32 protein-coding genes are annotated in these 22,875 nt (G+C 68.8%); 20 read left to right on the top strand and 12 right to left on the bottom strand.

Going from position 1 to position 22,875, the window contains the following annotated elements:
- Positions 1-38 precede the first annotated feature (38 nt).
- The 4 genes from BS329_RS17675 to BS329_RS17660 are packed head-to-tail and all read left to right on the top strand — an operon-like array spanning position 39 to position 1,967.
- Entirely contained in the window at positions 39-470 is a 432-nt protein-coding gene (locus BS329_RS17675; protein WP_076162122.1) for an SRPBCC domain-containing protein, read from the top strand.
- Positions 460-792, top strand: a complete 333-nt coding sequence (locus tag BS329_RS17670) for an ArsR/SmtB family transcription factor (protein ID WP_076162120.1) — start codon at positions 460-462, stop codon at positions 790-792. Before BS329_RS17675 ends, BS329_RS17670 begins: the two co-directional genes overlap by 11 nt.
- The gene (locus BS329_RS17665; RefSeq protein WP_076162118.1) at positions 789-1,445 is read left to right on the top strand and encodes a DUF899 domain-containing protein; all 657 of its coding nucleotides are present in this window, start codon (positions 789-791) and stop codon (positions 1,443-1,445) included. The genes BS329_RS17670 and BS329_RS17665 overlap by 4 nt, the downstream gene beginning before the upstream one ends.
- Before the next feature lie 42 nt (positions 1,446-1,487).
- Positions 1,488-1,967, top strand: a complete 480-nt coding sequence (locus BS329_RS17660; RefSeq protein WP_076162116.1) for a DinB family protein — start codon at positions 1,488-1,490, stop codon at positions 1,965-1,967.
- A gap of 83 nt (positions 1,968-2,050) precedes the next feature.
- On the opposite strand, the gene BS329_RS17655 is transcribed toward BS329_RS17660, so the two are convergent.
- The 4 genes from BS329_RS17655 to mrf are packed head-to-tail and all read right to left on the bottom strand — an operon-like array spanning position 2,051 to position 4,807.
- A complete protein-coding gene (locus BS329_RS17655; protein ID WP_076162114.1) occupies positions 2,051-3,124 on the bottom strand; it encodes a GTP-binding protein in 1,074 nt (357 codons plus the stop codon).
- The gene (rpmF, locus tag BS329_RS17650) at positions 3,121-3,294 is read right to left on the bottom strand and encodes a 50S ribosomal protein L32 (protein ID WP_076162112.1); all 174 of its coding nucleotides are present in this window, start codon (positions 3,292-3,294) and stop codon (positions 3,121-3,123) included. The genes BS329_RS17655 and rpmF overlap by 4 nt, the downstream gene beginning before the upstream one ends.
- Positions 3,294-3,551, bottom strand: coding sequence for a type B 50S ribosomal protein L31 (locus BS329_RS17645; protein WP_076162110.1), 258 nt, complete (start codon positions 3,549-3,551; stop codon positions 3,294-3,296). Before BS329_RS17645 ends, rpmF begins: the two co-directional genes overlap by 1 nt.
- Positions 3,548-4,807 carry a ribosome hibernation factor-recruiting GTPase MRF gene (gene mrf, locus BS329_RS17640; protein WP_076162108.1) on the bottom strand — a complete coding sequence of 420 codons (1,260 nt, stop codon included), beginning with the start codon at positions 4,805-4,807 and terminating at the stop codon, positions 3,548-3,550. The genes BS329_RS17645 and mrf overlap by 4 nt, the downstream gene beginning before the upstream one ends.
- A gap of 83 nt (positions 4,808-4,890) precedes the next feature.
- On the opposite strand from mrf, the gene rpmB reads away from it, so the two are divergent.
- The 6 genes from rpmB to cobA all read left to right on the top strand — a co-directional run bounded on the left by rpmB (position 4,891) and on the right by cobA (position 7,595).
- A complete protein-coding gene (rpmB, locus tag BS329_RS17635) occupies positions 4,891-5,127 on the top strand; it encodes a 50S ribosomal protein L28 (RefSeq protein ID WP_005149951.1) in 237 nt (78 codons plus the stop codon).
- Complete coding sequence (gene rpmG / locus BS329_RS17630) at positions 5,127-5,294, top strand: 50S ribosomal protein L33 (RefSeq protein ID WP_005149953.1); 168 nt, start codon at positions 5,127-5,129, stop codon at positions 5,292-5,294. The genes rpmB and rpmG overlap by 1 nt, the downstream gene beginning before the upstream one ends.
- Entirely contained in the window at positions 5,294-5,599 is a 306-nt protein-coding gene (gene rpsN / locus BS329_RS17625; protein WP_076162106.1) for a 30S ribosomal protein S14, read from the top strand. Before rpmG ends, rpsN begins: the two co-directional genes overlap by 1 nt.
- A complete protein-coding gene (gene rpsR, locus BS329_RS17620; protein ID WP_076162104.1) occupies positions 5,593-5,832 on the top strand; it encodes a 30S ribosomal protein S18 in 240 nt (79 codons plus the stop codon). The genes rpsN and rpsR overlap by 7 nt, the downstream gene beginning before the upstream one ends.
- A gap of 65 nt (positions 5,833-5,897) precedes the next feature.
- On the top strand, positions 5,898-6,305 hold the full coding sequence (locus BS329_RS17615; protein ID WP_076162103.1) for an ankyrin repeat domain-containing protein: 408 nt from the start codon (positions 5,898-5,900) through the stop codon (positions 6,303-6,305).
- A gap of 54 nt (positions 6,306-6,359) precedes the next feature.
- Entirely contained in the window at positions 6,360-7,595 is a 1,236-nt protein-coding gene (gene cobA, locus BS329_RS17610) for a uroporphyrinogen-III C-methyltransferase (RefSeq protein WP_076162101.1), read from the top strand.
- Here cobA and BS329_RS17605 read toward each other — a convergent pair.
- Together BS329_RS17605 and BS329_RS17600 are read right to left on the bottom strand one after the other, a co-directional pair.
- Positions 7,565-8,125, bottom strand: coding sequence for a GNAT family N-acetyltransferase (locus BS329_RS17605; protein ID WP_076162099.1), 561 nt, complete (start codon positions 8,123-8,125; stop codon positions 7,565-7,567). The genes cobA and BS329_RS17605 overlap by 31 nt on opposite strands.
- Positions 8,115-9,002, bottom strand: a complete 888-nt coding sequence (locus tag BS329_RS17600) for an alpha/beta fold hydrolase (protein ID WP_076162097.1) — start codon at positions 9,000-9,002, stop codon at positions 8,115-8,117. Before BS329_RS17600 ends, BS329_RS17605 begins: the two co-directional genes overlap by 11 nt.
- Positions 9,003-9,120: 118 nt before the next feature.
- Here BS329_RS17600 and BS329_RS17595 point away from each other — a divergent pair, with 118 nt between their 5' ends.
- The 3 genes from BS329_RS17595 (at position 9,121) to BS329_RS17585 (ending at position 12,992) form a co-directional block, all read left to right on the top strand.
- Complete coding sequence (locus BS329_RS17595) at positions 9,121-9,963, top strand: crotonase/enoyl-CoA hydratase family protein (RefSeq protein WP_076162095.1); 843 nt, start codon at positions 9,121-9,123, stop codon at positions 9,961-9,963.
- Between the two features lie 39 nt (positions 9,964-10,002).
- Positions 10,003-11,706, top strand: coding sequence for an AMP-binding protein (locus BS329_RS17590; protein ID WP_076162093.1), 1,704 nt, complete (start codon positions 10,003-10,005; stop codon positions 11,704-11,706).
- A 527-nt stretch (positions 11,707-12,233) separates the two neighbouring features.
- Positions 12,234-12,992 (top strand): D-Ala-D-Ala carboxypeptidase family metallohydrolase, encoded by a 759-nt coding sequence (locus BS329_RS17585; RefSeq protein ID WP_076162091.1) that lies wholly within the window; start codon positions 12,234-12,236, stop codon positions 12,990-12,992.
- A 5-nt stretch (positions 12,993-12,997) separates the two neighbouring features.
- Here the strand turns inward: BS329_RS17585 and BS329_RS17580 are convergent, their stop codons facing one another.
- From BS329_RS17580 to BS329_RS17565, 4 genes are read right to left on the bottom strand one after another with little or no spacing between them, the layout of a single operon-like run.
- Entirely contained in the window at positions 12,998-13,630 is a 633-nt protein-coding gene (locus tag BS329_RS17580; RefSeq protein WP_076162089.1) for an NUDIX domain-containing protein, read from the bottom strand.
- Positions 13,627-14,820, bottom strand: a complete 1,194-nt coding sequence (locus BS329_RS17575) for an adenylosuccinate synthetase (RefSeq protein WP_076162087.1) — start codon at positions 14,818-14,820, stop codon at positions 13,627-13,629. Before BS329_RS17575 ends, BS329_RS17580 begins: the two co-directional genes overlap by 4 nt.
- The gene (locus BS329_RS17570; protein WP_076162085.1) at positions 14,817-15,791 is read right to left on the bottom strand and encodes a hypothetical protein; all 975 of its coding nucleotides are present in this window, start codon (positions 15,789-15,791) and stop codon (positions 14,817-14,819) included. The genes BS329_RS17575 and BS329_RS17570 overlap by 4 nt, the downstream gene beginning before the upstream one ends.
- A gap of 2 nt (positions 15,792-15,793) precedes the next feature.
- On the bottom strand, positions 15,794-16,762 hold the full coding sequence (locus BS329_RS17565; RefSeq protein WP_076162083.1) for an adenylate cyclase: 969 nt from the start codon (positions 16,760-16,762) through the stop codon (positions 15,794-15,796).
- A 139-nt stretch (positions 16,763-16,901) separates the two neighbouring features.
- Between BS329_RS17565 and BS329_RS17560 the strand changes: the two genes are divergently transcribed.
- On the top strand, positions 16,902-17,789 hold the full coding sequence (locus tag BS329_RS17560; RefSeq protein ID WP_076162081.1) for a hypothetical protein: 888 nt from the start codon (positions 16,902-16,904) through the stop codon (positions 17,787-17,789).
- 469 nt (positions 17,790-18,258) lie between these two features.
- Here BS329_RS17560 and BS329_RS17550 read toward each other — a convergent pair whose 3' ends face one another.
- Both BS329_RS17550 and BS329_RS44620 read right to left on the bottom strand, forming a co-directional pair.
- The gene (locus BS329_RS17550) at positions 18,259-18,636 is read right to left on the bottom strand and encodes a hypothetical protein (RefSeq protein ID WP_076162077.1); all 378 of its coding nucleotides are present in this window, start codon (positions 18,634-18,636) and stop codon (positions 18,259-18,261) included.
- Between the two features lie 23 nt (positions 18,637-18,659).
- A complete protein-coding gene (locus BS329_RS44620) occupies positions 18,660-19,169 on the bottom strand; it encodes a hypothetical protein (protein ID WP_244197202.1) in 510 nt (169 codons plus the stop codon).
- A 307-nt stretch (positions 19,170-19,476) separates the two neighbouring features.
- Between BS329_RS44620 and BS329_RS17540 the strand changes: the two genes are divergently transcribed.
- The 6 genes from BS329_RS17540 (at position 19,477) to BS329_RS17515 (ending at position 22,875) form a co-directional block, all read left to right on the top strand.
- On the top strand, positions 19,477-19,710 hold the full coding sequence (locus BS329_RS17540) for a hypothetical protein (protein ID WP_076162075.1): 234 nt from the start codon (positions 19,477-19,479) through the stop codon (positions 19,708-19,710).
- Between the two features lie 112 nt (positions 19,711-19,822).
- The gene (clsA, locus tag BS329_RS17535; RefSeq protein ID WP_244197209.1) at positions 19,823-20,359 is read left to right on the top strand and encodes a cardiolipin synthase ClsA; all 537 of its coding nucleotides are present in this window, start codon (positions 19,823-19,825) and stop codon (positions 20,357-20,359) included.
- Positions 20,360-20,447: 88 nt separating this feature from the next.
- Complete coding sequence (gene gcvH, locus BS329_RS17530) at positions 20,448-20,831, top strand: glycine cleavage system protein GcvH (protein ID WP_076162073.1); 384 nt, start codon at positions 20,448-20,450, stop codon at positions 20,829-20,831.
- A gap of 125 nt (positions 20,832-20,956) precedes the next feature.
- Positions 20,957-21,424: a glycogen accumulation regulator GarA gene (gene garA, locus BS329_RS17525; protein ID WP_076162071.1), complete on the top strand. Its 468-nt coding sequence runs from the start codon at positions 20,957-20,959 to the stop codon at positions 21,422-21,424.
- A complete protein-coding gene (gene ftsR / locus BS329_RS17520) occupies positions 21,421-22,182 on the top strand; it encodes a transcriptional regulator FtsR (protein WP_076162069.1) in 762 nt (253 codons plus the stop codon). Before garA ends, ftsR begins: the two co-directional genes overlap by 4 nt.
- A gap of 219 nt (positions 22,183-22,401) precedes the next feature.
- Positions 22,402-22,875: a bifunctional nuclease family protein gene (locus BS329_RS17515; RefSeq protein ID WP_005150031.1), complete on the top strand. Its 474-nt coding sequence runs from the start codon at positions 22,402-22,404 to the stop codon at positions 22,873-22,875.

Genomic DNA, 22,875 nt, shown 5'->3' with positions numbered 1-22,875 from the left:
ATATGGCAACCAGTTGATTGCTACTTGAGGAGGTTGTCGTGGGATTCCCCGACCGCATCGAACGCACCGTCGAGATCGCCCATCCGCCCGCGAAGGTGTGGGCCGCGCTGACCACGGCCGAGGGGCTGGGCACCTGGTTCGGGAACCAGGCCAGCATCGACCTGCGGCCCGGTGGTGACGCCGAGATGAAGTGGGACGAGGGGCACAAGGCGCAGATGCGCGTGGAGCGCGTCGAGGAGCCGGAGATCTTCGGCTTCACCTGGAACATCTACGGCCTGCCCGACGATGACCCGCGCCGCACCTACGTCGAGTTCACCCTCGAACCGGTCGATGCGGGCACGCGGCTCACCGTCGTCGAGTCCGGCTTCTCCCAGCTTCCGGACGACGCCCACGGTGTCGCGTTCGAAGGGAACACGAAGGGGTGGGCGGCCGAGTTGGGCGAACTGATCGAATACCTCGATGCCCTCTGACATCGAAGCGATCGCCGAACAGGTCTTCGTGGCGCTGGCCGACCCGAGCAGGCGGAGCATCCTCGCCACGCTCGCCTCGGGAGGCCCCGCCACGGCGACCGATCTGGCCGAGCGGCTGCCCATCACCCGGCAGGCCATCGCCAAACACCTCGCCGTGCTCACCGACGCCGGCCTGGTGACCCCGGAACAGGGGGAGCGGCGGCGCGTGCGCTATCTGCTGCGCTCGGGCCCGATGCAGGTCGCCCAGCGGTTCCTCGCCGCGCTCGCCCGCGATTGGGACGGGCCGCTCGCGGCTCTGAAAGACCATCTGGAGAGATCATGAAGATCAGCACAGTGTCCCCGGCCGAATGGGAAGAAGCCCGGCTTCGGCTGCTGGTCAAGGAAAAAGAGCTGACCCGCGCCCGCGACGCGCTCGCGGCCGAACGGCGGCGGATGCCGTGGGTCGCGGTCGAGAAGCCGTACGACTTCGAAGGCCCGTCCGGGACGGTGAACCTGCTGGACCTGTTCGAGGGGCGCCGCCAGCTGATCGTCTACCGGGCGTTCTTCGATCCCGGCGTGGAAGGCTTCCCCGACCACGCCTGCCAAGGCTGCTCGCTGGTCGCCGACCAGGTCGCGCACGTCGCGCATTTGAACGCCCGCGACACCACGCTGGCCTTCGTCTCACGCGGATCGCAACCGGATCTCGCGCGCATGAAGGCGCGGATGGGCTGGACGATGCCCTGGTACACGATCACCGGTGACTTCGACGTCGACTTCGGGGTCGACGAATGGCACGGCACCAACGCCTTTATCCGCGAAGGCGACCAGGTCTTCCGGACCTACTTCGTCAACAATCGCGGCGACGAGGCGATGGGGAGCACGTGGAGCTACCTCGACATCACCGCGTTGGGGCGGCAGGAGGAGTGGGAGGACTCGCCGGAGGGGTATCCGCAGACGCCGCCGTACGAATGGTGGAATTGGCACGACGCCTACTGATGGACTTGGGGCGACAGTGGTGACACGTGGCAGGAGATCTCGATGGGTTCTTTCGATGTGCCGTTGGACGACGAACGCACACAGCTCGACGCGTTCATCGAGGAACATCGCGGCGCCATCGAGATGACACTCGACGGGCTCACCGAGGAGCAGGCCCGCCGACGGCTCGTCACGTCGGCGACGACGTTGCTCGGGTTGCTGAAGCATGTGACGTGGATGCAGCGGGTGTGGTTCGAGGAGGCCGTCGGGGGCAAGTCCCGCCGGGCGCTTGGTCTGGCCCGGAACCCGGACGAATCCTTTCGCCTCGCCGAGGATGACACCGTCGCCTCGATCACGGCGGCCCATCGGGAAGCCTGTGCCACGGCCCGGGCGCTGGTCGCCGACCTGTCGCTGGACACGGTCGTGACCGGGCACCGGATGGGGCCGCGGACGCTTCGCTGGGTGTACCTCCAGGTCCTGCGGGAGCTGACCCAGCACTGCGGACACGCGGACATCCTGCGCGAACAGGTCCTCGCCGACTGACCGCAAGTCGTCCTCTGGTTGCGGTAGTTGCACACGCAAGGATCGCAACAAGAGGACGACTTGCGGTCGGGTAGCGGCGCACCTCAGTGAGCGTGCACCGCTTCCCAAGCCGGAAAAGGATCCGCACCGGCGGAACCGGTGTCCAGGCAAGAACGAAGTGAGTCCAGCAGGGCGTCCTTCTCCAGCCCCACCCCGATGAACACGAGTTCCTGCCGCGGCGCGTCCTCGACGCCTTGCGGCTCGAACCGGGCGACCGAACCGGCCTGCGACCACAACCCGGTCACCCCGGGCCGCGAAGCCAGCGAGAAGAACCCCTTCGAGCGCAGGACCGTCCCGAACTCCCCGGAATCGAGCCTGCCGACGAAGTCCCACAACCGTTCGGCGTCGAAGGCCCGCCCGGCGCGGAAGACCACGCTGGAGATCCCGTATTCCTCGGTCTCGGGGACGTGATCGCCGTTGAGTTCCGCCACCCAGCCGGGTGCTTCCTGTGCCCGCTCGACGTCGTACCGCCCGGTGCCGAGCAACCGATCGAGCGGAACCCGGCCGTGCGTCGAGACGATCACCTCCGCGGCCGGGTTCAACCGCCGCAGCACCGCCGTCAGCCGTTCGAGGGACGACGCCGGCACGAGATCCGCCTTGTTGAGCAGGAGGACGTCCGCGAATTCGCTTTGGTCCATCAGCAGGTCGCTGACTGTCCGCTCGTCCCCGTCGTACTGGTCCAGCCCGCGTTCGGTCAGCGCGTCACCCGCCGACAGCTCCCGCTCGAAGTTCACCGCGTCGACCACGGTCACCATCGTGTCCAGGCGCGCGGAGTCCAGGAAGGAGAACGTCGCCGCCACGGGCATCGGCTCGGAGATCCCGCTGGATTCGATGAGCAGGTAGTCGAACCGGCCGTCCGCGCAGAGCCGCGAGACCTCTTCCAGCAGGTCGTCGCGCAGGGTGCAGCAGATGCACCCGTTGGTCATCTCGACGAGCCGTTCCTCGGTACGGGACAGGCTGTTCCCGTCCCGCACCAGTGCGGCGTCGATGTTGACCTCGCTCATGTCGTTGACGATCACCGCCACCCGCAGCCCCTCGCGGTTGGCGAGGACGTGGTTGAGCACGGTCGTCTTGCCCGCACCGAGGAATCCGGACAGCACCGTGACCGGCGTCGTCACTCTCCACCCTGATGGCCGTGCTCATTGAAGAAGTGCTTCATGAGCTTGCGCGGCACCAGTTTCGTCTCGCCGTTCACCTTGATCGGCACCAGATCCGGCACGGCCGCCTTCCACTGCGAGCGCCGGGACCGGGTGTTGCCGCGCGACATCTTCCGCTTCGGGACGGCCATTACTTCACACCTCCGCGACGCCCGTAGCGGCGGTGGAACTTCTCGACCTGACCGGCGCTGTCCATGATCCGCTGGTTGCCGGTCCAGAACGGATGCGACCACGAGCTGATCTCGACGTTCACCACCGGATAGGTGTTGCCGTCGCTCCACTCGATGGTCTGCTCGGACGTGGCGGTCGACCGCGTCAGGAAGGCGTCCCCGGTGGAGAGGTCCTTGAACACCACGGGGTGGTAGCCGGGGTGGATGCCGGGTTTCACTGCGTTTCGTCCTTTCGGTTCGACACGTTCGCGTCGTGTTTCTCGGGGTCGATTTCCGTGTCCTCGCACGGTTCTTCGTGCCATTCGCCGAACGGATCCGGGTAGCGGAGCCATTCCCGCTCCCCGGCGGCGAGTTCCTCGTCGGTCAGCAGTGCCCCGTTCAGGGCGGCTTCGACCTCGTCGGGGGTGGCCTGATCGGTGACGACGACCAGTTCCTGCGCGCGGTCGCCGTATCGCGGGTCCCAGCGCAGGGAGGCGAGCGTGCGGCTGCGGCGTTCGGGGGAAACGTCGGCCCAGTCCGGCCCGCCGGGGGCGGCGAGCCACGGCCCGGCGTGCCCGATGCCGAGCCCGCCGCCCGCCGACTCGATCCACAGCGCCATGTCCGGCTGGCTCGCCACCCAGAGCCGCCCCCGGCTCCGGACGACGCCGTCAAGCAGGACGTCGATCGCGTCGTGGAGGCGCTCCGGGTGGAACGGGCGTTGCGAGGTGAAGGTCAGCAGCCCGATCCCGCAGTCGGTGTGCAACGGCGGTTCGCCGCGCAGCAGCGGCCCGTGCAGGTCGGTGACCTCGCCGCGGCGGGCTCCGGCGGGGACGGCGTCGAGCACGGTCTTCCCGTCCACCGCGGACAGTTCGACGCGGGGGATCGACGGCGCGACCCGGTCCAGCACCGCCGACGCCTTCGCCGCCGACCAGGCGTCGGTCGCCGCTCCGGCGAGGACGACCAGGTCGGCGAACTCGACCTGGGCCAGCGCGACCTGGGCGACGGTGCGTTCGTCCTCCGGGCTGGCTCGCAGGTTCCGTTCGGCAAGGGTGTCGTCGCCGGTGGTGTCGGCCAGCCACTCGGCGCACTCGACGACGGCCAGCACGGCTTCGAGGTCGACGTCCTCGATCACCGGACGGTCGCCGACCAGGACGTGGTGCAGCGCCCAGCTGACCGGTTCGGGTTCCATGGCCTCGTCGAGCCGCACGACGATCCGCCGAACCCGCGGCATCTGCGAGAGCTTGCGTAGCAGCGGCAGCAGGTCTTCGCGCAGAGTGCACGAGACGCAGCCGTGCGCCAGTTCGAGGACGGTCAGTTGGTCGTGGTCGCCGAGCTGGATCCGCCGTTGGACCACGCCGGAGTGGATCCGCCTCAGGTCGTGGTGCACGACGGCGGTACCGGGCCCGGCCAGGCGTAATCGCTCGGCGAGGTCGGTGTTCGGTCCCGGTGCGAGGCCACTGATCAGGACGAGGGGCACGCGCGGGTTTTCGGTCACTGAAGCTCCGGGCGTCGATTGCGGGCTGGTTCGACTGTGTACAGTAAATGAAAACGAAAACCGATATCAACTTGGGAGGGTGTATGTCCGCCGTGTGCCAGGTCACCGGCCGCAAACCGGGCTACGGGAAGCAGGTGTCGCATTCGCATCGGCGCACGTCCCGGCGCTGGGAGCCGAACTTGCAGGCCAAGCGGTACTTCGTGCCGAGCGAAGGGCGCTGGGTCCGGCTGCGGGTCTCGGTGAAGGGCATGAAGACCATCGACAAGCGGGGGATCGAGGCCGTCGTGGCCGAACTCCGCGCGAAGGGGGTGAAGCTCTGATGGCCAAGAGCACCGACATCCGGCCGATCATCAAGCTCCGCTCGACGGCGGGCACCGGCTACACGTACGTCACGAAGAAGAACCGCCGGAACGATCCGGACCGCATGGTGCTGCGCAAGTACGACCCGGTCGCGCGCAAGCACGTCGAGTTCAAGGAGGAACGCTGATGGCCAAGAAGTCCAAGATCGCCAAGAACGAGCAGCGCAAGGTCGTCGCCGCGCGCTACGTCCAGCGCCGTCGTGAGCTGAAGGCCACCATCGCCTCGCCGTCCGCGTCGCCGGAAGAAAAGGCGGCCGCCGTGTCGGCACTGCAGGCGATGCCCCGGGACGCCAGCGCGACCCGGATCCGCAATCGTGACACCGCCGACGGCCGCCCGCGCGGTTACCTGCGGAAATTCGGGCTCTCCAGGGTCCGGATGCGGCAGATGGCGCACAACGGCGAACTCCCCGGCGTCACGAAGTCGAGTTGGTGAAGCCCAACCGGGACCGCCCCGTCAAGCGGAAGACGAATGTGTTGCACGCCGACAAGATCACCGAGGTCGACTGGAAGGACGCCGACCTGCTGCGGAAGTTCATCTCCGACCGCGGCAAGATCCGCGCCCGCCGGGTCACCGGGCTGACGCCCCGGCAGCAGAAGCAGGTCGCCACGGCGATCAAGAACGCCCGTGAGATGGCCCTGCTGCCCTATCCGAACGCGGGCCGCTGAGGGCAGGCGGTCCGGGCGGTGCGACACGCCGCCCGGACCGCGGTTCCTGTGGAACAATCGGCCGCATGACGGAGAATCCGGGACAGGCCGAGGAAATCGATCCCGAACTTCTGGCGCTGTGGGCGAAGGTGTTCGGCTTCGCCAGGACGGGCGCGACGGCCGATCTCGTCGCGTACGTCGACGCGGGCGTCTCGGCGAACCTGACCAACGACCGGGGCGACACGCTGGTCATGCTCGCCGCCTACCACGGTCACGCGGAGACCGTCGCGGCGCTGATCGAGCGCGGCGCCGACCCGAACCGCGAGAACGACAAGGGGCAGAGCCCGCTGGCAGGCGCGGTGTTCAAGAACGTGCCCGAGGTCGTGAAGGCGCTCCTCGACGGCGGTGCGGACCCGAGGGCGGGGGAGCCGTCGGCGATCGACGCGGCCAGGATGTTCGGCAACACCGAACTGCTGGCGCTGCTGGAGCGCTGAGGCGGTTCTCACTCGGATCGCGGTCCGGGCCGATGAATCCTTACACTGCCCCGCATGGATGACCCGCATTACCTCTCCGGCCTCGACCTGGCAGGCCGTCGTGTCGTGATGATCGGTGGCGGGACGGTCGCCCAGCGCCGTCTGCCCCGGTTGATCGGCGCCGGCGCGCGGGTCGAGCTGGTGTCGCCGCACACGACGCCGTCGGTGAGTGCCATGGCCGACGCCGGCGAGCTCGTCTGGCACGAGCGCCGCTACGCCGAGGGCGACCTCGCCGACGCCTGGTACACGCTGGCGTGCACGAACGATCCCGAGGTCAACGCCGCCGTCTGCGCCGAGGCCGAACGCGCGCGGGTGTTCTGCGTCCGCGCCGACGACGGTGATCTCGGGAGCGCGGTCACCCCGGCCTCGGGCAGGCACGGCGGACTGCTGGTCGGTGTCCTCTCCGGCGGCGAGCCGCTGCGGTCGGCCACGGTCCGGGACAGCATCCTCGACGGGCTTCGCGCCGGTACCGTCGCCGACGGTCGCGTGCCGGACGCGCACGACGATCTTCCCGGTGTCGCGCTGGTGGGCGGTGGCCCCGGCGATCCGGAGCTGATCACTGTCCGCGGCCGCCGTCTCCTCGCCAAGGCCGACGTCGTCGTCGCCGACCGGCTGGCCCCGCGCGAACTGCTCGACGAACTCGCTCCCCACGTCGAGATCGTCGACGCCGCGAAGATCCCGTACGGCCGCGCCGCCAGCCAGGAAGTGATCAACTCCACCCTGATCGACCGGGCCAAGGCGGGCAAGTTCGTCGTCCGGCTCAAGGGCGGCGACCCGTACCTGTTCGGCCGCGGCTTCGAAGAAGTCCTCGCCTGTGCCGAAGCGGGCATCCCGGTGACGATGGTCCCGGGGATCACCAGCGCGTTCTCCGTGCCCGCCGCCGCGGACGTCCCGGTGACCCACCGCGGCGTCGCCCACGAGGTCGTGGTGGTGTCCGGCCACGTCGCGCCGGGTGACGAGAAGTCGCTGGTGGACTGGGATCTGCTGGCGAAGATGCGCGGGACGATCGTGCTGATGATGGGCGTCGAACGTCTTCCGCTGTTCACGAAGGCGCTCCTGGAGGGGCGGCCCGGGGACACGCCGGTGGCGATCGTCGAGGACGGCACGATGCGCACGCAGCGGGTTCTCCGCTCCACTTTGGACAGTGTGGTCGAAGACACCGCGGCGGCCGGGGTGCGGCCGCCCGCGGTGATCGTCTTCGGGCCGGTGGCGGGGCTGGCTCAGCCCTCCTCGCAGCCGTCCGAGATGTAGAACCAGTCGGCCCCGTCGTCGCCGGGGGTGTCGAATTCCTCCGCCCGGACGAGGCCTGCCCGCTGGGCCACCCGCTGCGACGCGATGTTCTCCGGCCGGACGCGGGCGATCACGAGGTCGTCCGGCCGGTGGGCGCGCGCCCAATTCACCGCCGCGGCGGCGGCCTCACTGGCGTACCCGGCACCCCAAGCGGACGGGAAGAGCCGGTAGAAGAGGTTGAGGACCGCCCGTCTCCGGTGACCGACGATCTTCACCCCGCAGAATCCCAGCGGCTCCGGTGAATCCTGCCGCCGGATCGTCCAGTACCCGAACCCGTACCGGTCCCACTGATGTGACCAGCGGAGCAGCAGCAGTTCCGCCTCCTTGCGCGTCTCCAGCAGGTCTGAGGGATTGTGCGCGCAGGCCTCCGGATCGGTGTGAAGGGCGAAGATCGCGTCGAGGTCTTCCGGTCCGGGACGGCGCAGGACCAGCCGTCCGGTCCGTATTTCCTCCGCACCCGAGTCCCGGGTCGGCGCCGGCTCAGCGGTCATGGCAGCGCGCGGAGAAGTCGGCGATGGCTTCGGTCAGGCGGCTCGGGTCGAAGCGCAGTTCGACCGGGCTGCGGGCCTGGACGAACTCGGCCGCCGGCATGTCCGCGGCCAGCGTGTCGGCGTCACCGAAGGGGTGGATCGGGTCGCGTTCGTGCCCGATGACCAGCGCCGGGGTCTCGATTTTCCGCCGGATCGACTTGGGTGGCGCGATCCGGCCGAAGAGCACGCCGTGCAGGAGCGCGGCCATCGGCGCGGGCCGCTGGGAAAGCGTGTCGGTGACCACGTCGACCCACTGGTTGCCGTGCGGGACGAGTTTCGCCGCCAGCGCCACCCCCTGAACCGTCACCGGCAGGAACCGGGCGGCCATCAGCAGCGGCGCGAACGTGATCAGCCCGGTGACGATCGCGTTGTCCAGCACGGGCATCTCGACGATCAGCCCGAGCGCGCGGTCCGGAGCGGCGACGCCGACCTCGAGGGCGACGTTGGCGCCCAGCGACGTCCCGCCGATGACGGCGGAGCCGACGTCCAGGTGGTCGAGGAGCGCGACGGTCTGCTCCGCGAAGGCGGGCATCGAGTACAGCCAAGAGTCGGTGGGCCGGTCCGAGTCACCGTGACCGAGCAGGTCGAGCGTCACGGCGCGGAAACCCGCTCGCGCCAGCTTGCGGGCGAGTGGGGCGTGCATCCGCCGGGTCAGCATGATGCCGTGGGTCAGGACGACCACCCGGTCGCCGGAGCCGAACTCGGTGTAGGCGAGCCGGTGACCCTCATGGGTGAAGGACCCCGACAGCTCGATCGGCCGGGAGGATCGTTCCCGTCGTCGTCCGGGGGTCGGTACGGGCAGGTCGGCGACCGCGATGGCGCTGCTGGCCGGGCTCATCTCCCACCGTCCTTCGTCGATCGTCGGTACTCGCCGGTATTACCAGGAAAGCATCTCAGGTGCGGCCGGGCACAGTGGCCGTTGGCAGCCTGTCGATCACATGAGTCAAGATGACCTCATGACCGCTACAGCTGACAGTCTTCCCGATCTCGTTTCGCTCAAGGTGGACCTTGACGGGCACGTCGCCGAAGTGACGCTGCTCGGTCCGTCCAAGGGCAACGCGATGGGCCCCGATTTCTGGCGTGAGCTGCCGATCGTCTTTCGCGCGCTCGACGCGGACCCCCAGGTCAGGGCGGTTGTGCTGACCGGCAGCGGCAAGCATTTCTCGTACGGGCTCGATCTGCCCGCGATGATGCCCAGCTGGGGCGAAATGCTCGGCGGCGACGCGCTCGCGGGCCCGCGGACGAAGTTCATCGAAGAGGTCAAGACCCTTCAGGCGAGCGTGTCGTCGATCGCCGAATGCCGCAAACCGGTCATCGCGGCTGTTTCCGGCTGGTGCATCGGCGGCGGCGTCGACGTGATCGCGGCCGCCGACATCCGCCTGGCGAGCGCGGACGCGAAGTTCAGCGTGCGCGAGGTCAAGGTCGCGATCGTGGCCGACCTCGGCAGCCTGCAGCGGCTCGCGCCGATCATCGGCGAAGGACACCTGCGCGAACTGGCGTTGACCGGCAAGGACATCGACGCGGCTCGCGCGGAGAAGATCGGCCTGGTCAACGACGTCCACGCGGATCAGGACACGCTGCTGGCCGAGGCTCGCAAACTGGCGGGGGAGATCGCCACCAACCCGCCGCTGGTCGTGCAGGGCACCAAAAACGTCCTCTCGGTCAACACCGAACGCCAGGTGGCCGAAGGCCTGCGCTACGTCTCGGCCTGGAACGCCGCGTTCCTGCCCAGCAAGGACCTCGCCGAGGCTGTGCAGGCCTTCCTCGAGCGGCGCGCGCCCGAGTTCAAGGGAGAGTAGAAAGAACCGGCGGCCACCCAGCGGACCAGGAGGACGATCGTGAGCGCTTCGGAGGCACACCGCACGTTCCGCGAGGCGCGGGACTACTTGCAGACCCATCGCGAGGACTACGAAACCGCGTATCGCGACTTCACCTGGCCCCGGCAGGCCGAATTCAACTGGGCGCTGGACTGGTTCGACGTCGTCGCGGCCGATCCGGCCAACCAGGACCGGTACGCGCTGTGGATCGTCGAAGAGGACGGCATCGAGAACCGCTGGACCTACCCGGAGATGGCGCGCCGGTCCAATCAGGTCGCGAACTGGCTGCGCTCGCTCGGCGTGGCCAGGGGCGACCGCCTGCTCCTGATGCTGGGCAACCAGGGCGAGCTGTGGCAGACCATCCTCGCCGCGATCAAACTGGGCGCGGTCATCATCCCGGCCTCCACCCTGCTCGGCCCGGCGGACCTGACCGACCGGGTGGAGCGGGGCGCGGCGAAACACGTGGTGATCCGCTCCGTCGACGCGCACAAGTTCGAGAACGTCGAAGGCGACTACACCCGGATCGCCGTGGGCGAACCGGTCGAGGGCTGGCAGTCCTTCGCGGACGCCTACGAGGAAGCGGACGACTTCACTCCCGACGGTCCGACGGCGGCTGACGACCCGCTCCTGCTGTACTTCACCTCCGGCACGACAGCGAAGCCGAAACTGGTGCAGCACACGCAGGTCTCGTATCCGGTCGGCCATCTGTCCACCATGTACTGGATCGGTCTCGAACCGGGCGACGTCCACCTCAACATCTCCTCACCAGGCTGGGCGAAGCACGCGTGGAGCAACGTTTTCGCGCCATGGAACGCCGAGGCGACGGTGTTCCTCTACAACTACGCGCGGTTCGACGCGGTTTCCCTGATGGCGCAGATGCAGCGGTGCGGCATCACCAGTTTCTGTGCCCCGCCGACGGTGTGGCGGATGCTCATCCAGGCGGACCTGACCGTGCTGAAGACGCCGCCGAGCAAGGTCGTCGGCGCGGGCGAACCACTCAATCCCGAAGTGATCGACCAGGTCGAAAAGGCCTGGGGCGTCACGATTCGCGACGGTTTCGGCCAGACCGAGAGCAGCGTCCAGATCGCCAACACCCCCGGTCAGGACGTCGTGCCGGGGTCGATGGGCCGACCGCTGCCCGGCTTCACCGTCGCGCTCGTGGACCCCGTCACCGGTGAACGCGCGCAGGAAGGCGAGATCTGCCTCGACCTCGACAAGCGGCCGGTCGGGCTGATGACCGGGTACGCGGACGACGACGAGCGCTCCGCCGCGGCCTTCGCGAACGGCTTCTACCACACCGGCGACGTCGGCTCGGTCGACGAACGCGGCTACATCACCTACGTGGGCCGGACGGACGACGTCTTCAAGGCGTCGGACTACCGGATCTCGCCGTTCGAACTGGAAAGCGTCCTGCTGGAACACGACGCGGTCGCCGAAGCGGCCGTGGTCCCCGCGCCCGACCCGATCCGGCTCGCGGTGCCGAAGGCGTACGTCGTGCTCACGAACGGGCACGAGCCCACCGCCGACACCGCGGTGTCCATCCTGGCCTTCTGCCGTGAGCATCTGGCGCCGTACAAGCGGATCCGGCGCCTTGAGTTCGCGGAGCTGCCCAAGACGATCTCCGGCAAGATCCGCCGGGTCGAATTGCGAGGACGCGAGACCGACGCGGCCGAGCGGCCGGCGGGGGAGTTCCGTGAGGAGGACTTCCCGCAGCTGAAGGGCTGACGGGTCCGCGCTTCCTGAAGTACATGAAGGCCCCCTTACTTGCGCTAGGCGCAAGTAAGGGGGCCTTCATGTACTGGGGAAGGTGTGAAGGTCGTGTTTCTTCGGCTGAGTCGAGGGAAAGGGGCTTTACCAGACGCGCCCACCGGCCCTCCTTTGTTCGGTACTTCCGTGCTGTGGGCACAGTCAGGAGCGAGGGTGCCGGTGATCGCTGATGTTCGGAGGCTCTCAGCGCGTGAAGGCCCCCCTTCCCTCGGCTCAGCCGAGGCAAGGGGGGCCTTCACGCGCCGCCGTTGTTGCGGCTGAGCCGAGGCCAGGGTGACGTTCCGGCGCGAGTGAGGGGAACGTCGAGGGACCCAGGGTCCCTCAAGGAGTCCTTCACGGACTGAAGCCCCCACAACCGTCCCTGTGGGTCGAACGACCCACAGCACGCCACCCGGGACCGCGTTAGCATCCAAGCCTGTGAATCGTTGACAACCCGTGGGGGTCACGGGTCTCTCACCTTCCCTGCCTCGAAAGGTGTTCCTGTCATGCGCATTCGTCTTTTACTGCCGATGCTCGCCCTGGTGGCCGGGCTCGGTACCGCGGTGGCCGCTCCGGCCGCCGCCGACCCGGGCCCGGTGACGGCGGGAGACGTGTCCGTCGCCGACGCCTGTTACTCCTGGGGACGCACGCTGTCCGAGGGCGCGTCCGGTGAGGACGTCCGTCAGTTGCAGATCCGCGTGGCCGGTTATCCCGGCTACGGTGGCGTGCTCGCCATCGACGGCCAATTCGGCGCGGGCACCAAGGCCGCGGTCACCCGATTCCAGCAGGCTTACGGGCTGGGCGCGGACGGCATCGCGGGATCGGCCACGTTCACGAAGCTCTACGCGTTGCAGGACGACGACTGCTCGCCGGTCAACTTCACCTACGCCGAACTGAACCGGTGCAACTCCGACTGGTCGGGCGGCAATGTCTCGGCGGCGACGGCGAAGGCCAACGCGCTGGTGTCGATGTGGAAGCTTCAGGCGATGCGGCACGCCATGGGCGACCGGCCGATCGACGTCAACGGCGGCTTCCGCAGTGTCGCCTGCAACAACGCGGTCGGCGGGGCGACCAACAGCCGTCACCTCTACGGCGACGCCGTCGACCTCGGGGCGGGCTCGCAGGGCTTCTGCGGGCTGGCGAAGCAGGCCCGCAACCACGGGTTCAGTGAGATCCTCGGCCCGGGCTACCCCGGCCACGACGATCACACGCACGTGGCTCACCGGTCCAGCCGGTTCTGGTCGGCCTCTTCCTGCGGGATCTGACCTCGTCACTCCCAGCGCCACAACGACGGCGGCCGTCCTCCCTTGGGGAGGGCGGCCGCGTGTTCGGTGGTGCGCCGCAACCCGGGGACCCGCTCCATCGTCCGGCCGAGGTTGGCCGGATAGGGGCGGTCCCCGGTCAGCGCCTCGGTGACGTCGAGCGCCTGCGCCGTGGTGAAGATCGGTCCCAGCAGCCCGGCGGTGAAGGCGACGTCCCGCCACAGCCGTTCGGCCAGCATCGGGCGGCAGTCGGCCACGATCCGGTCGTGGTCGAACGCCAGTGGCGGGACCTCGTCCAGCGGGGCCCACACCACGTTCCCCGGTTCGTCGAGCGCGGGATCCACCGTGGCCCACAAGGCGATGGAGAGCGTGGGACCGCGGGGGTCACGATTCGGCTCGTCGAAGGTGGCGAGCTGTCCCGACGCCGAGAGCGCGTCCGGCGGCAGCCCGAGCTTGGCGACCACCGCGCGCCGCGCCGCGTCCCGCAGTCGCTCCCCGAGCCCGAGCAGCACCCCGGGCAGGGCGAGGTCGCCCTCGAACGGCTCGGCGGCTCGCGGCGCGATTCCCAGCAGCACGGTCCGGCTGCCGGGGGCGAAGCGCACCACGAGCACGTCCACGGACACCGGCGTCGACTCGATCACGCGTTGATTGTCGACCTTGCCTCCGTGACCCGGTAACCGGCCCTGTCCGGGCCGTGTCCGGTGACGGCCACCGGCAGCCGCGCACCGAACCAGGCCAGTGGATCCGCCAGGCCGACGGCGGGGGAGCCGTCCCCGGGGACGACCTTCAGCCCGGTCGCGTCGAGGTGGGTCACCGCGAGCGCGTCCACACCGTCGCAGGCCGCGATCGCGTAATCCAGCAAGGCCGCGTCGAGATGGCCCGCCCGCCACGCGCCCTGGAAATCGCCGGTTCCGTTGTGCGCCTCGGGGAACCGGGCGAGCACGGAGGCGGACTCGGTCGGCAACGGCCCCGCGCCGTGCCGCGTGAGGTAGGTCCGCGTGACACCCACGACGGCGTGCGCGCGCCCGCCCAGTAGTTCGCGGGCGTTGTGCGGGGTGGTGGTCGACCAGGTCGTATGCGGGTGGAACCCGTGGTGCTGGTCGAGGAGAACCCCCTGCGCTCCCTCGAAAACCAGCCGCCCGGAGTCCGCGAGCCGACCCGTTTCGGCACTGTCGGTGATCCGCACCGCGTCCGCGAAGTCGCGGTACAGCGCCACCAGCTCGTCCACGCCGTGCGGCGAAGTGGCGAGCGGGGCGTAGAACCGGGCGAGCGCGTCGAGTTTGCGCCGCAGCACCGACGGCCGGGCGCAGTCGGCGACGGTCGGCGCGTCACCCGGTGTCCCGATTACCTCCTGGTTCTCCACCACCTCGCCCGGCGCGGCCCCGGCCAGCAGTGAGTACCAGACGGTCTCGCCGATGCCCTTCCCGCAGGAGCCGTGCCGTTTCGCGTCGCGCGCCACCTCTCTCGCCCGGTTGGCATGGATGTGGAACGGGGTCGTGAGCAGCGCCCGCCCGTCCACGCTCAGCAGCGAGAGCGGATTCCGGACACCTGCGGTTTGCAGATGCCGGGCTTCGGCGGCCAGCGCGAACGGCTCGACCAGCACGAACCGCGAAAGGTGGGTGGGCACATCGGCGAACGTGCCCGCCCCGAACTGGCTGAAGGTGTGATGCCGTCCGTTCGCGACGACGTTGTGCGCGGCCTGCGCGCCCCCGTTGAAGCGGACGACGGCGGTGGTCGGCCGGTCGGCGCAGAGCGCGTCCACCACGGCTCCTTTGCCTTCGTCGCCGAAGCCGAGTCCGACCACCACCACATGTCCGTCGAGGAGGTTCACCGCAGCACCACGTCGTCCGGGCCGGCGGGCTCGGGCACCGCCGAGGTGACGACCGTCCTGGTGCCCAGTTTCGCCAGCGCCTTGCCGACCGCCCTGCTCTCGGCCACCGAACCGACGTCCGCGAGGTCGGCGAGGGCCCGGTCGACGTCGACGACCTGTTCCTCCAGCCCGATCGTGGCCGCGATCAGTTCGCACACCGCGCCGGGGTCGTCGAGTTTGAGGAAGTTCTGGCCGAGCAGGCCGCTCCAGTGCTCGCCGATCTCCGGATCGTTGTAGTACGACGACTGGTTCGGCAGCACGAAGTAGACGTGCCACTTGCGGGCCAGCTCCCGGTACACCGACGCGGGATCGATGTCCTCCCGCACGTCGTCACCGAGCACCCGGCGCAGGTGGCGGGCCTCCAGCGCGGGCTTGTTCAGCTCGTCGCCGATGATGAACAGGTAGCCCTTGCGGCCGCGGTTCCGCCACGCGTCGGTGACCACGTGCCTGGCCATGAAATAGGCGGCCAGTTCATAGGACTCGCTCTTCTGCCCGCCACCACCCCCTTCGAGGAAGATCGTGCGCAGTTGTTCGTCCATCCGGTTGTCCGATTCGAACTGGCCGATCTGCAACGGCACCCGGTCGCTGTCGGCGTCGCCGATCGCGCCGAACAGGACCTGCGGGTCGGCCAGATAGCCCCGGCGCTTCAGCAGGCCGTGCAGTTTGCCGAGCTTGCCCTGCATGATCCGGGGCACCCGGCGCATCGAGCCGGTGACGTCGAACAGCACCGCGATCGGCGTCGAATCGGCGTGCTCGGCCGAATCCCGGCACTCCCGGATGGCGTTCGCCGGATCGAGCGCTCGCGCGGCTTTCCACGCGGAGGCCGGCTTCTTGCGAAGACCGGCGCTGTAGCCGAAATCGTCCTCGCCCTTGGCCGCGCGGAAGGTTTTCGCGGCGGCGTAGGCGTTGTCGTCCCAGTGTCCGTGTCCCATGGTCAAACTCCTGTCTCGGGGATGATGAACGGTCGGAAGGTGCGGGGGCCGTACAGCTCGCCGAGCAGGTCGTCGTACTCGTCGAGCAGATCGGTGGCGTCGGGCCGCCTGCCCGGGGATTCCTGGGCGCACCACGTCGCGAACTCGCGTTGGCGGGTTTCCCGTGGCGCCAGCAGGGAAAGCATGAGGCTGTGCAGCATGTGGACGTCGGTGGCCGCGGTCATCGGCAGTCCTTTGCGGATCTCGGGCGGGTAGTCGACGGACTTGTCCGCCGCCAGGGGGAGCGCGCCGTCCTCGACGGCGAAGGACCAGCCGGCCAGGACGATGCCGTGCTGCCCGGGGTGGACCAGCACGTTGTCCGCGGTGAGATGGCCGTGGACGACACCCGCGCGGTGCGCACCCGCCACGGCACGCAGCAGGCGGCGGTGCATCCAGGCGTAGTCGCGGCCGTCGAGACCGTCCGGGAAGGCCTTCGCGATGTCGGCGAGGGTGATGAACCCGTCGATGAGCGGGTCGAGGACGCTGAACGCCCGGTCGCCCCGTGCCACCGGGCCCGAGATGTCGAGCAGTCTCGGGTAGTAGGGGCGCAGCCAGCGGTGCCGTTCGGTGAAGCCGTCGAGCGTGCGCAACGCCGCCCATTCGGCGTGGATCAGCGGATTGAGCGCCGGATCGCGCACGATTTTGACCAGATGAGGTCCGGTGGTGCGATAGGTCGTCGCGATGCTGCCCACCGCGTGCGGCCGGGTCAGCGGATAAGCCGCCGTCGCGGTGGTGACCGTTTGTCGGCGGGATTGCTTCCAGTCGGCATAGAGGCGATTGAGGGTGGCGGCCGCTTCATGGGCCCGCGGGTCGCCGGGATTCCGGTCCGGGTGCAGCACGGCCGCCAGTTCGCGGTAGCGGTGGTGGGCGAACAGCGTGGCCGCGTCGACTGAGTTCTCGATCATCGTCACGGCTTCGTCCCTGGTGAGCATAGTTTGAGTCTAGACGACTCTTACTCGGTCTGGCAAGGGACCGGTACAAATCCCGTGCCGTCCGACCGTCGCGGAGACAGGCTGAAGGGGTCGACAGGGGGTGGTGACCTTTCCGGAACAGTCGCGAAGAAACCACTGGGTGGCAGTTCTGCTCGCGATCGGCATCGTCCTGGGATTCATCGCGGCTTTCGCCGGGCGGTGGGCCGCCGAGGGAATGGCCGGAACGTACGACTTACGCGCGGTGGTCTCCGTGTCGGATTCCGAGACCACCGAAGGGCAGAACGGTCCGCACACCACTCACGAGATCCTCGCCGTCGCCGAAAACGGCCGCGCGATCGAGCTGCCGACGGGCGAGACGTTCGGCCTCGCGGAGCCGGTGATCGCGCGGATCTCCTCGCTGACGGACCGGGTGCTGTCCGTTCGCGGCGCGGACGCCGTGGTGGAAGCCCACCATCCGGGGGAGAAGATCGCGGCGATGTCGATCGGCGGCGTGCTGGTGATACTCGGGGGCGTCGTGGCGTTCGTGGCGGTGAGGCCGGTGACCACAGCGAAGTCACTGTCGTTCCTGGCCGGCTTCGCCTTCGCCGCGTATGTCGTGCTGGCACCACTCGGTTTCGGTGGGACGGCGTACCGCGAGTCGGCCGATCCCGTTCCGAACCTGTGGGAATATCGCCGTGAGGCCTGGGGGCAGCCGCCGGTGATCGGCAGGGGGCAGACCGCGGTGTCCGGGGACTCGGCCGTCCGTGTGCTCGACAGCCTGCCCGAACCGCCCGAAGGCGCCGAGGCTTGGCTGAGCGGATTCCACGTACTCGCGTTGCGGATCGAGGCGGCCCGCCTGGGTGACACGGCGCTGGAGCTGTCAGCCGACGAGCACGGCGCCCCGAAGCGGGTCAAGGACTGTGCGGGTGCTCCGGGAGCTTTCGACGGCACCGCTGGTCTCGTCTGCTTCGTGGTCCCGCAGGGATATCAGCCGAAGTACTTCGTCATCGGCACACTCGACCGGGAAACCCTTCTGACGCTCCAGTGACCCCAGGGAAAGGAATTCCGTGCCGGGCAAATCATCGAAATTCGGGGCTCTTTTGCAGGTCTTCCCGTTCGCGATCCCGTTCCTCGTCGTCTTTGGTTTCGTCTGGGGGTTCTCGGCTCCGATGTCCGTGAACTGAGCACCGGCGAGGACGTCACGGTCACCGAATTCTCGGGGTGCACTTCGGAGGGGTCCGCGGCCGGCGGGCAGACGCCCTACTGCGCCGGGAAGTGGCGGTTCGACGACGGGCGCACCGGAGGCGGCAGGATCGAAGGCGGCGAGACCACCGTAGGCGACAAGGTCTTCGTCGGCGACGGATTCGCCTACAGCGCGAGGTCGTCACTGATCTGGAGTGTCTCGTTGACCGGCCTGCTGGGGCTGTTCCTGCTGGGCATGGTGATCGTCGGGGCCGTGCTCTACCGATTGGACAAGCCCCGGCAGCGTCGCGAGGAGTGACGCCGCCGGGACGCGCTCAGGGCCTCGTCGCTTCGATCTGGCGCTCGTCCTCGGTCGAGCAACTGGTCACCGGATCGTTCGGCCCGCTCCCGCACGTCCAGGCGCCGATCACCACCGGTCCGGGGCCCTGTGGCGAAGCGGCTTCGGCGGGGGTCAGCCTCGTGAAGTAGTCCGTGAGCACCTGCGTCGCTTCGGCGCAGTCGGTCTTCCCGTGCGCGACGACCTTGTTCTTCGCTCCCTGGAGTCCGGTGACTTCGCCGCACGGTGTTCCGGCGGGAGCCTTTTCGGCGGCAGGAGACGACGTCGCCGGTGCGGCCGACGGGGCGGGATCGGCGCCGCAGCCGCTCAATACGGCGACGGCCAGCAAGGCGGGGAGTGCGGAGAAGCTCTTCATGGGCCCTTCTTCTCGGGGATGGTTCATTCGACGGGGACGACGGCGGCGAACACGTTCTGCCCGCCCTTGCTGCAACTGGTGCCACCCTGGGCGGCGGGAGCGCCGGAGACGCACAGCCACCCGTCGACGGTCTCGCTGACCGGCTCGTCCGAACCCGCGAACTGGCGGCCGGCGATCGTCTTGTGGAACGAGCCGACGATCCCGGTCGCGTCCGCGCAGGAGACCCCGGGCCCGTTGAGCACCTGAAGGGTCAGTCCGCTCGCAGCGATGACCGTGCCGCACGAACCCTGTACCGGTTCAGCGGGCTTGGGCTTGGTGGCGGCTTTCGGGGCAGTGGACGGACTCGGCGCGGTCTGCGAAGGGATCGGCGGTACGGACGCGCCGGCCACACTCGAAGAGAGTGCGGGCGGCGAAACCGACATGGGGGTGACAGGCGGTGGCGGATCTTCGCCCGAACAGGCGGCGAGCGCGCCGACGGCGGCGCAGGCCGCGAACAGGCGCCGCCACGTTCCCGTGGTCGTCGAGACGGGCAAGGCGTTCCTTTCGTCGGCCGTTCTGGCCTGCCCATTCTGACCCGGGCTGGCTCGATGCCGTGGCATTGAGCCACCTTCGATTCGCGGGAGGTTATCGCGCCGACGGCGCCGCGATACGCGAGGACCGCTCAATCACTGTCCATTATAGACAATTAACATGCCGTTCACGGCGCGACGACACCCCGCTGTCGCCGCGATCCGATCGGACGAATCCGGCGCCGGGTCGTTAACGCCAGGCCCCGTTCTGCCGAAAACAAAGGTAGCGCTCCGGCGTGTCCCAGTCCCCGTCACCGAAACCGTGAGAGCGATGAAGACCGACGAACAGAACGATCCCGCGTCATTCCAGGCCACCGCATCGGCGAGCGCGGACCTGCCACCCACGGCACCGTGCACCGTCGTCTGGTGCGGCGGCCGCCCGTACGTCCTGGAGAGTTCCTCCGGCCACACCCGCTGGATGGGTACCGACCACCGGGGCAGGCCCGTGGCGCTGACCAGCGCGGACCTGCAACGCCGCGGCTGGAGCCACACCCGGGCCAGCTGACGCGGGAGAACCCGCCGCCGCTGGCTAGGCTGAGCGGGTGAGTACGCCCTCCGAACCGAGCGTGACCAGCGAAGAGCCTTCTTTGCTGCGGCAGGCCCTGAACGTTCCCAACATGCTTTCGATCCTCCGGCTCGCCGGGGTGCCGGTCTTCCTGTGGCTGCTCCTCGGCCCGAAGGAGGACGGCTGGGCGCTCGCGCTGCTCGTGTTCAGCGCGCTCACCGACTGGCTCGACGGCAAACTCGCCCGCTGGCTCAACCAGATGTCGCGGCTCGGTCAGCTGCTCGACCCCGCCGCCGACCGGCTCTACATCCTCGCGACCCTCATCGCCTTCCTGATCCGCGACATCGTCCCGTGGTGGCTGGTGGTCCCGCTGGTCGTCCGCGAGGCCGTGCTGGGCGTCTGCGTGCTGCTGCTGCGTCACCGCGGGTTCGCCCCGCCGGAGGTCACCTACATCGGCAAGGGCGCCACCTTCGTGCTGATGTACGCCTTCCCGTTCCTGCTGCTCACCCAGGGTGGTTCCGACATCGCCGCGATCGCCCGCCCGATCGGCTACGCCTTCACGGCCTGGGGCGCGGTCCTGTACGTCTATTCGGGCGTGCTTTACGTCGTACAGACGACCCGGGCCCTGCGATCGGCCGATCCGGACTAGCTTGCGGGAGGCGCCGGGCGCCCGCCCCGGCGGGATGCGAAACTGCGCGCGTCGGTTTCGAGCGAGGGCATCAGAAAGGGGAGCGGCGTTGTCCACTCCAGAAGAACTGCGCTACACCGAAGAGCACGAATGGGTCTCCGTGCGCGACGGAGCGCTCGTGCGCGTGGGCATCACGGAGTACGCCCAGGACCAGCTCGGTGACGTGGTGTTCGTCGACCTGCCGGAGGTCGGCAGGCAGGTCGGCTCCGGCGACGCGTTCGGCGAGGTCGAATCGACCAAGAGCGTTTCGGAGCTGTTCGCCCCGCTCGACGGCGAGGTGGTCGCGGTCAACGACGCGGTGACCGAGTCGCCCGAGCTGATCAACAGCGACCCCTATGGTGAGGGCTGGCTGATCGAGCTCCGTCTCGACGACGCGAGCACGGTCGAATCCCTGCTCGAGGCCGAGGCGTACCAGGCACTGATCAAGGAATAGCCGCAGGCCGTGGCCCTCCGGTCCGAGTAGGGGGAGCCGCGGACCGGAGATTCGATCAGGCACGGTACGTTTGTCCTCTGCACGTTCTTGAGTAGTGGCAACACACATGCGTTAGGAGAGCTCAGGTGAGCACGAACGACGGGCCCGGCGTTCCCCCGGAGCAGTCTCCGGAGCGGACTTCTGTCTTCCGGGCCGACTTCCTGGCCGACGTCGAAGGCACTGAGGCTCCTCCGGCTGCCGAGGCCCCCGTCCAGGGTGTGGACGCGCTGCCCGCGGGTTCCGCGCTGCTGGTCGTCAAGCGGGGCCCGAACGCCGGTTCGCGCTTCCTGCTGGACCGCGACACCACCAGTGCGGGACGGCACCCGGACAGCGACATCTTCCTCGACGACGTCACGGTTTCCCGGCGGCACGCCGAGTTCCGCCGTGAGGGTGGCGAGTTCGTCGTCATCGACGTCGGCAGCCTCAACGGCACCTACGTCAACCGCGAGCCGGTCGACCAGGCCGTCCTCGCCGGTGGCGACGAGGTGCAGATCGGCAAGTTCCGCCTGGTCTTCCTGACCGGCCCGGGTTCCGGGGGCCAGGGGGCACAGTGACGGCGGCCGGGCGGCCTGATCGGGATGCGTCGCAGCGCGATGGGTTGAGCATCGGGGCCGTGCTGGCACAACTGCGCGGCGACTTCCCCGATGTCACCATCTCCAAGATCCGGTTCCTCGAGGCGGAAGGTCTGGTCCAGCCGGGCCGGACCCCGTCGGGGTACCGGCAGTTCGCTCCGGCGGACGTGGAGCGGTTGCGGTTCGTCCTGTCCGCCCAGCGGGATCACTATCTGCCGCTGAAGGTCATCAAGGAACAGCTGGACGCGGCGGATCAGGGTGCCGCGCTCTCGGCGGAGGTGCCCAAGCCGCCGCGGAAACTCGTTTCGCTCGACACCCCGGGGGAGAACGGCGGACTGCCGTCCCCCGGGGATTTCGAATGCGATCGCGAGATCAGGCTGACCGAGGAAGATCTGGTCCGCCAGGCTGGCATCGACGCCGCCACCCTGGCTGAGCTGCGGCAATACGGTCTCGTCCGCCCAGGTGCGGCGGGGTTCTTCGACCCCGACGCGGTCCTCGTGGCGAAGACCGTGAAAGCGATGACCGAATTCGGTATCGAGCCGAGACATCTGCGTGCCTTCCGGGCCGCGGCCGACCGCGAGGTCGGTCTGCTGGAGCAGATCGTGACCCCGGTGTATCGGCATCGTGACGAGGACGCCCAGGCGAGGGGTGATGAGGTCGTCCGCGAGCTGGCCGCCTTGACCGTGGCGTTGCATACGCTCTTGGTGAAGGCCGGAATACGGGCCGTCACGGGTGGTTGACCGGTTCCGAGGACCGGGAACCGTTGTGAGGCCACTTGTCAATGACTGAATGTTCGGCACCCAATGCCGTACCGTGAGAGTTGGGTTTGCCGCGAGCGAACCGAGAATGTCGGAGACAGCGAGCACAGCGCTCGGAAGACGGGTAGCGTCGGGATTGCCGTCGCTTGATCGTCGAGACAAGCGTTGCAGCCCGTGCGCACGAGAGGGAGGCGAAGCCCGATGAGCGAGATGCGCGTCGTCGGCGTGCGGGTGGAGCTACCCGCGAATCAGCCGATCTTGTTGCTACGGGAAACCGAAGGCGAGCGGTACCTGCCGATCTGGATCGGCTCGGTCGAGGCCACGGCCATCGCCTTGGAGCAGCAGGGAGTCCGCCCGGCCCGACCGCTGACCCATGACCTGCTCAAAGAGGTCATCGGGGCACTGGGCCGCGAGCTGGAACAGGTCGTCATCACCGACCTGAAGGAAGGCACGTTCTTCGCGGAACTGGTCTTCGACGGGGACATCCGGGTTTCGGCGCGGCCCAGCGATTCAGTGGCGCTGGCGCTGCGGGTGGGGGTCCCGATCCACGCCGTGGACGCGGTGCTGGAGGAAGCGGGCCTCATCATCCCCGATGAGCAGGAGGACGAGGTCGAGAAGTTCCGCGAGTTCCTCGACTCCGTATCGCCGGAGGACTTCCGCGGCGCGGATACCTGA

Source organism: Amycolatopsis coloradensis (assembly GCF_001953865.1).
Taxonomy (GTDB): Bacteria; Actinomycetota; Actinomycetes; order Mycobacteriales; family Pseudonocardiaceae; genus Amycolatopsis; species Amycolatopsis coloradensis.
The sequence above is the reverse complement of the archived record's forward strand: the minus strand, read 5'-3'. Positions and strand labels throughout refer to the sequence as shown.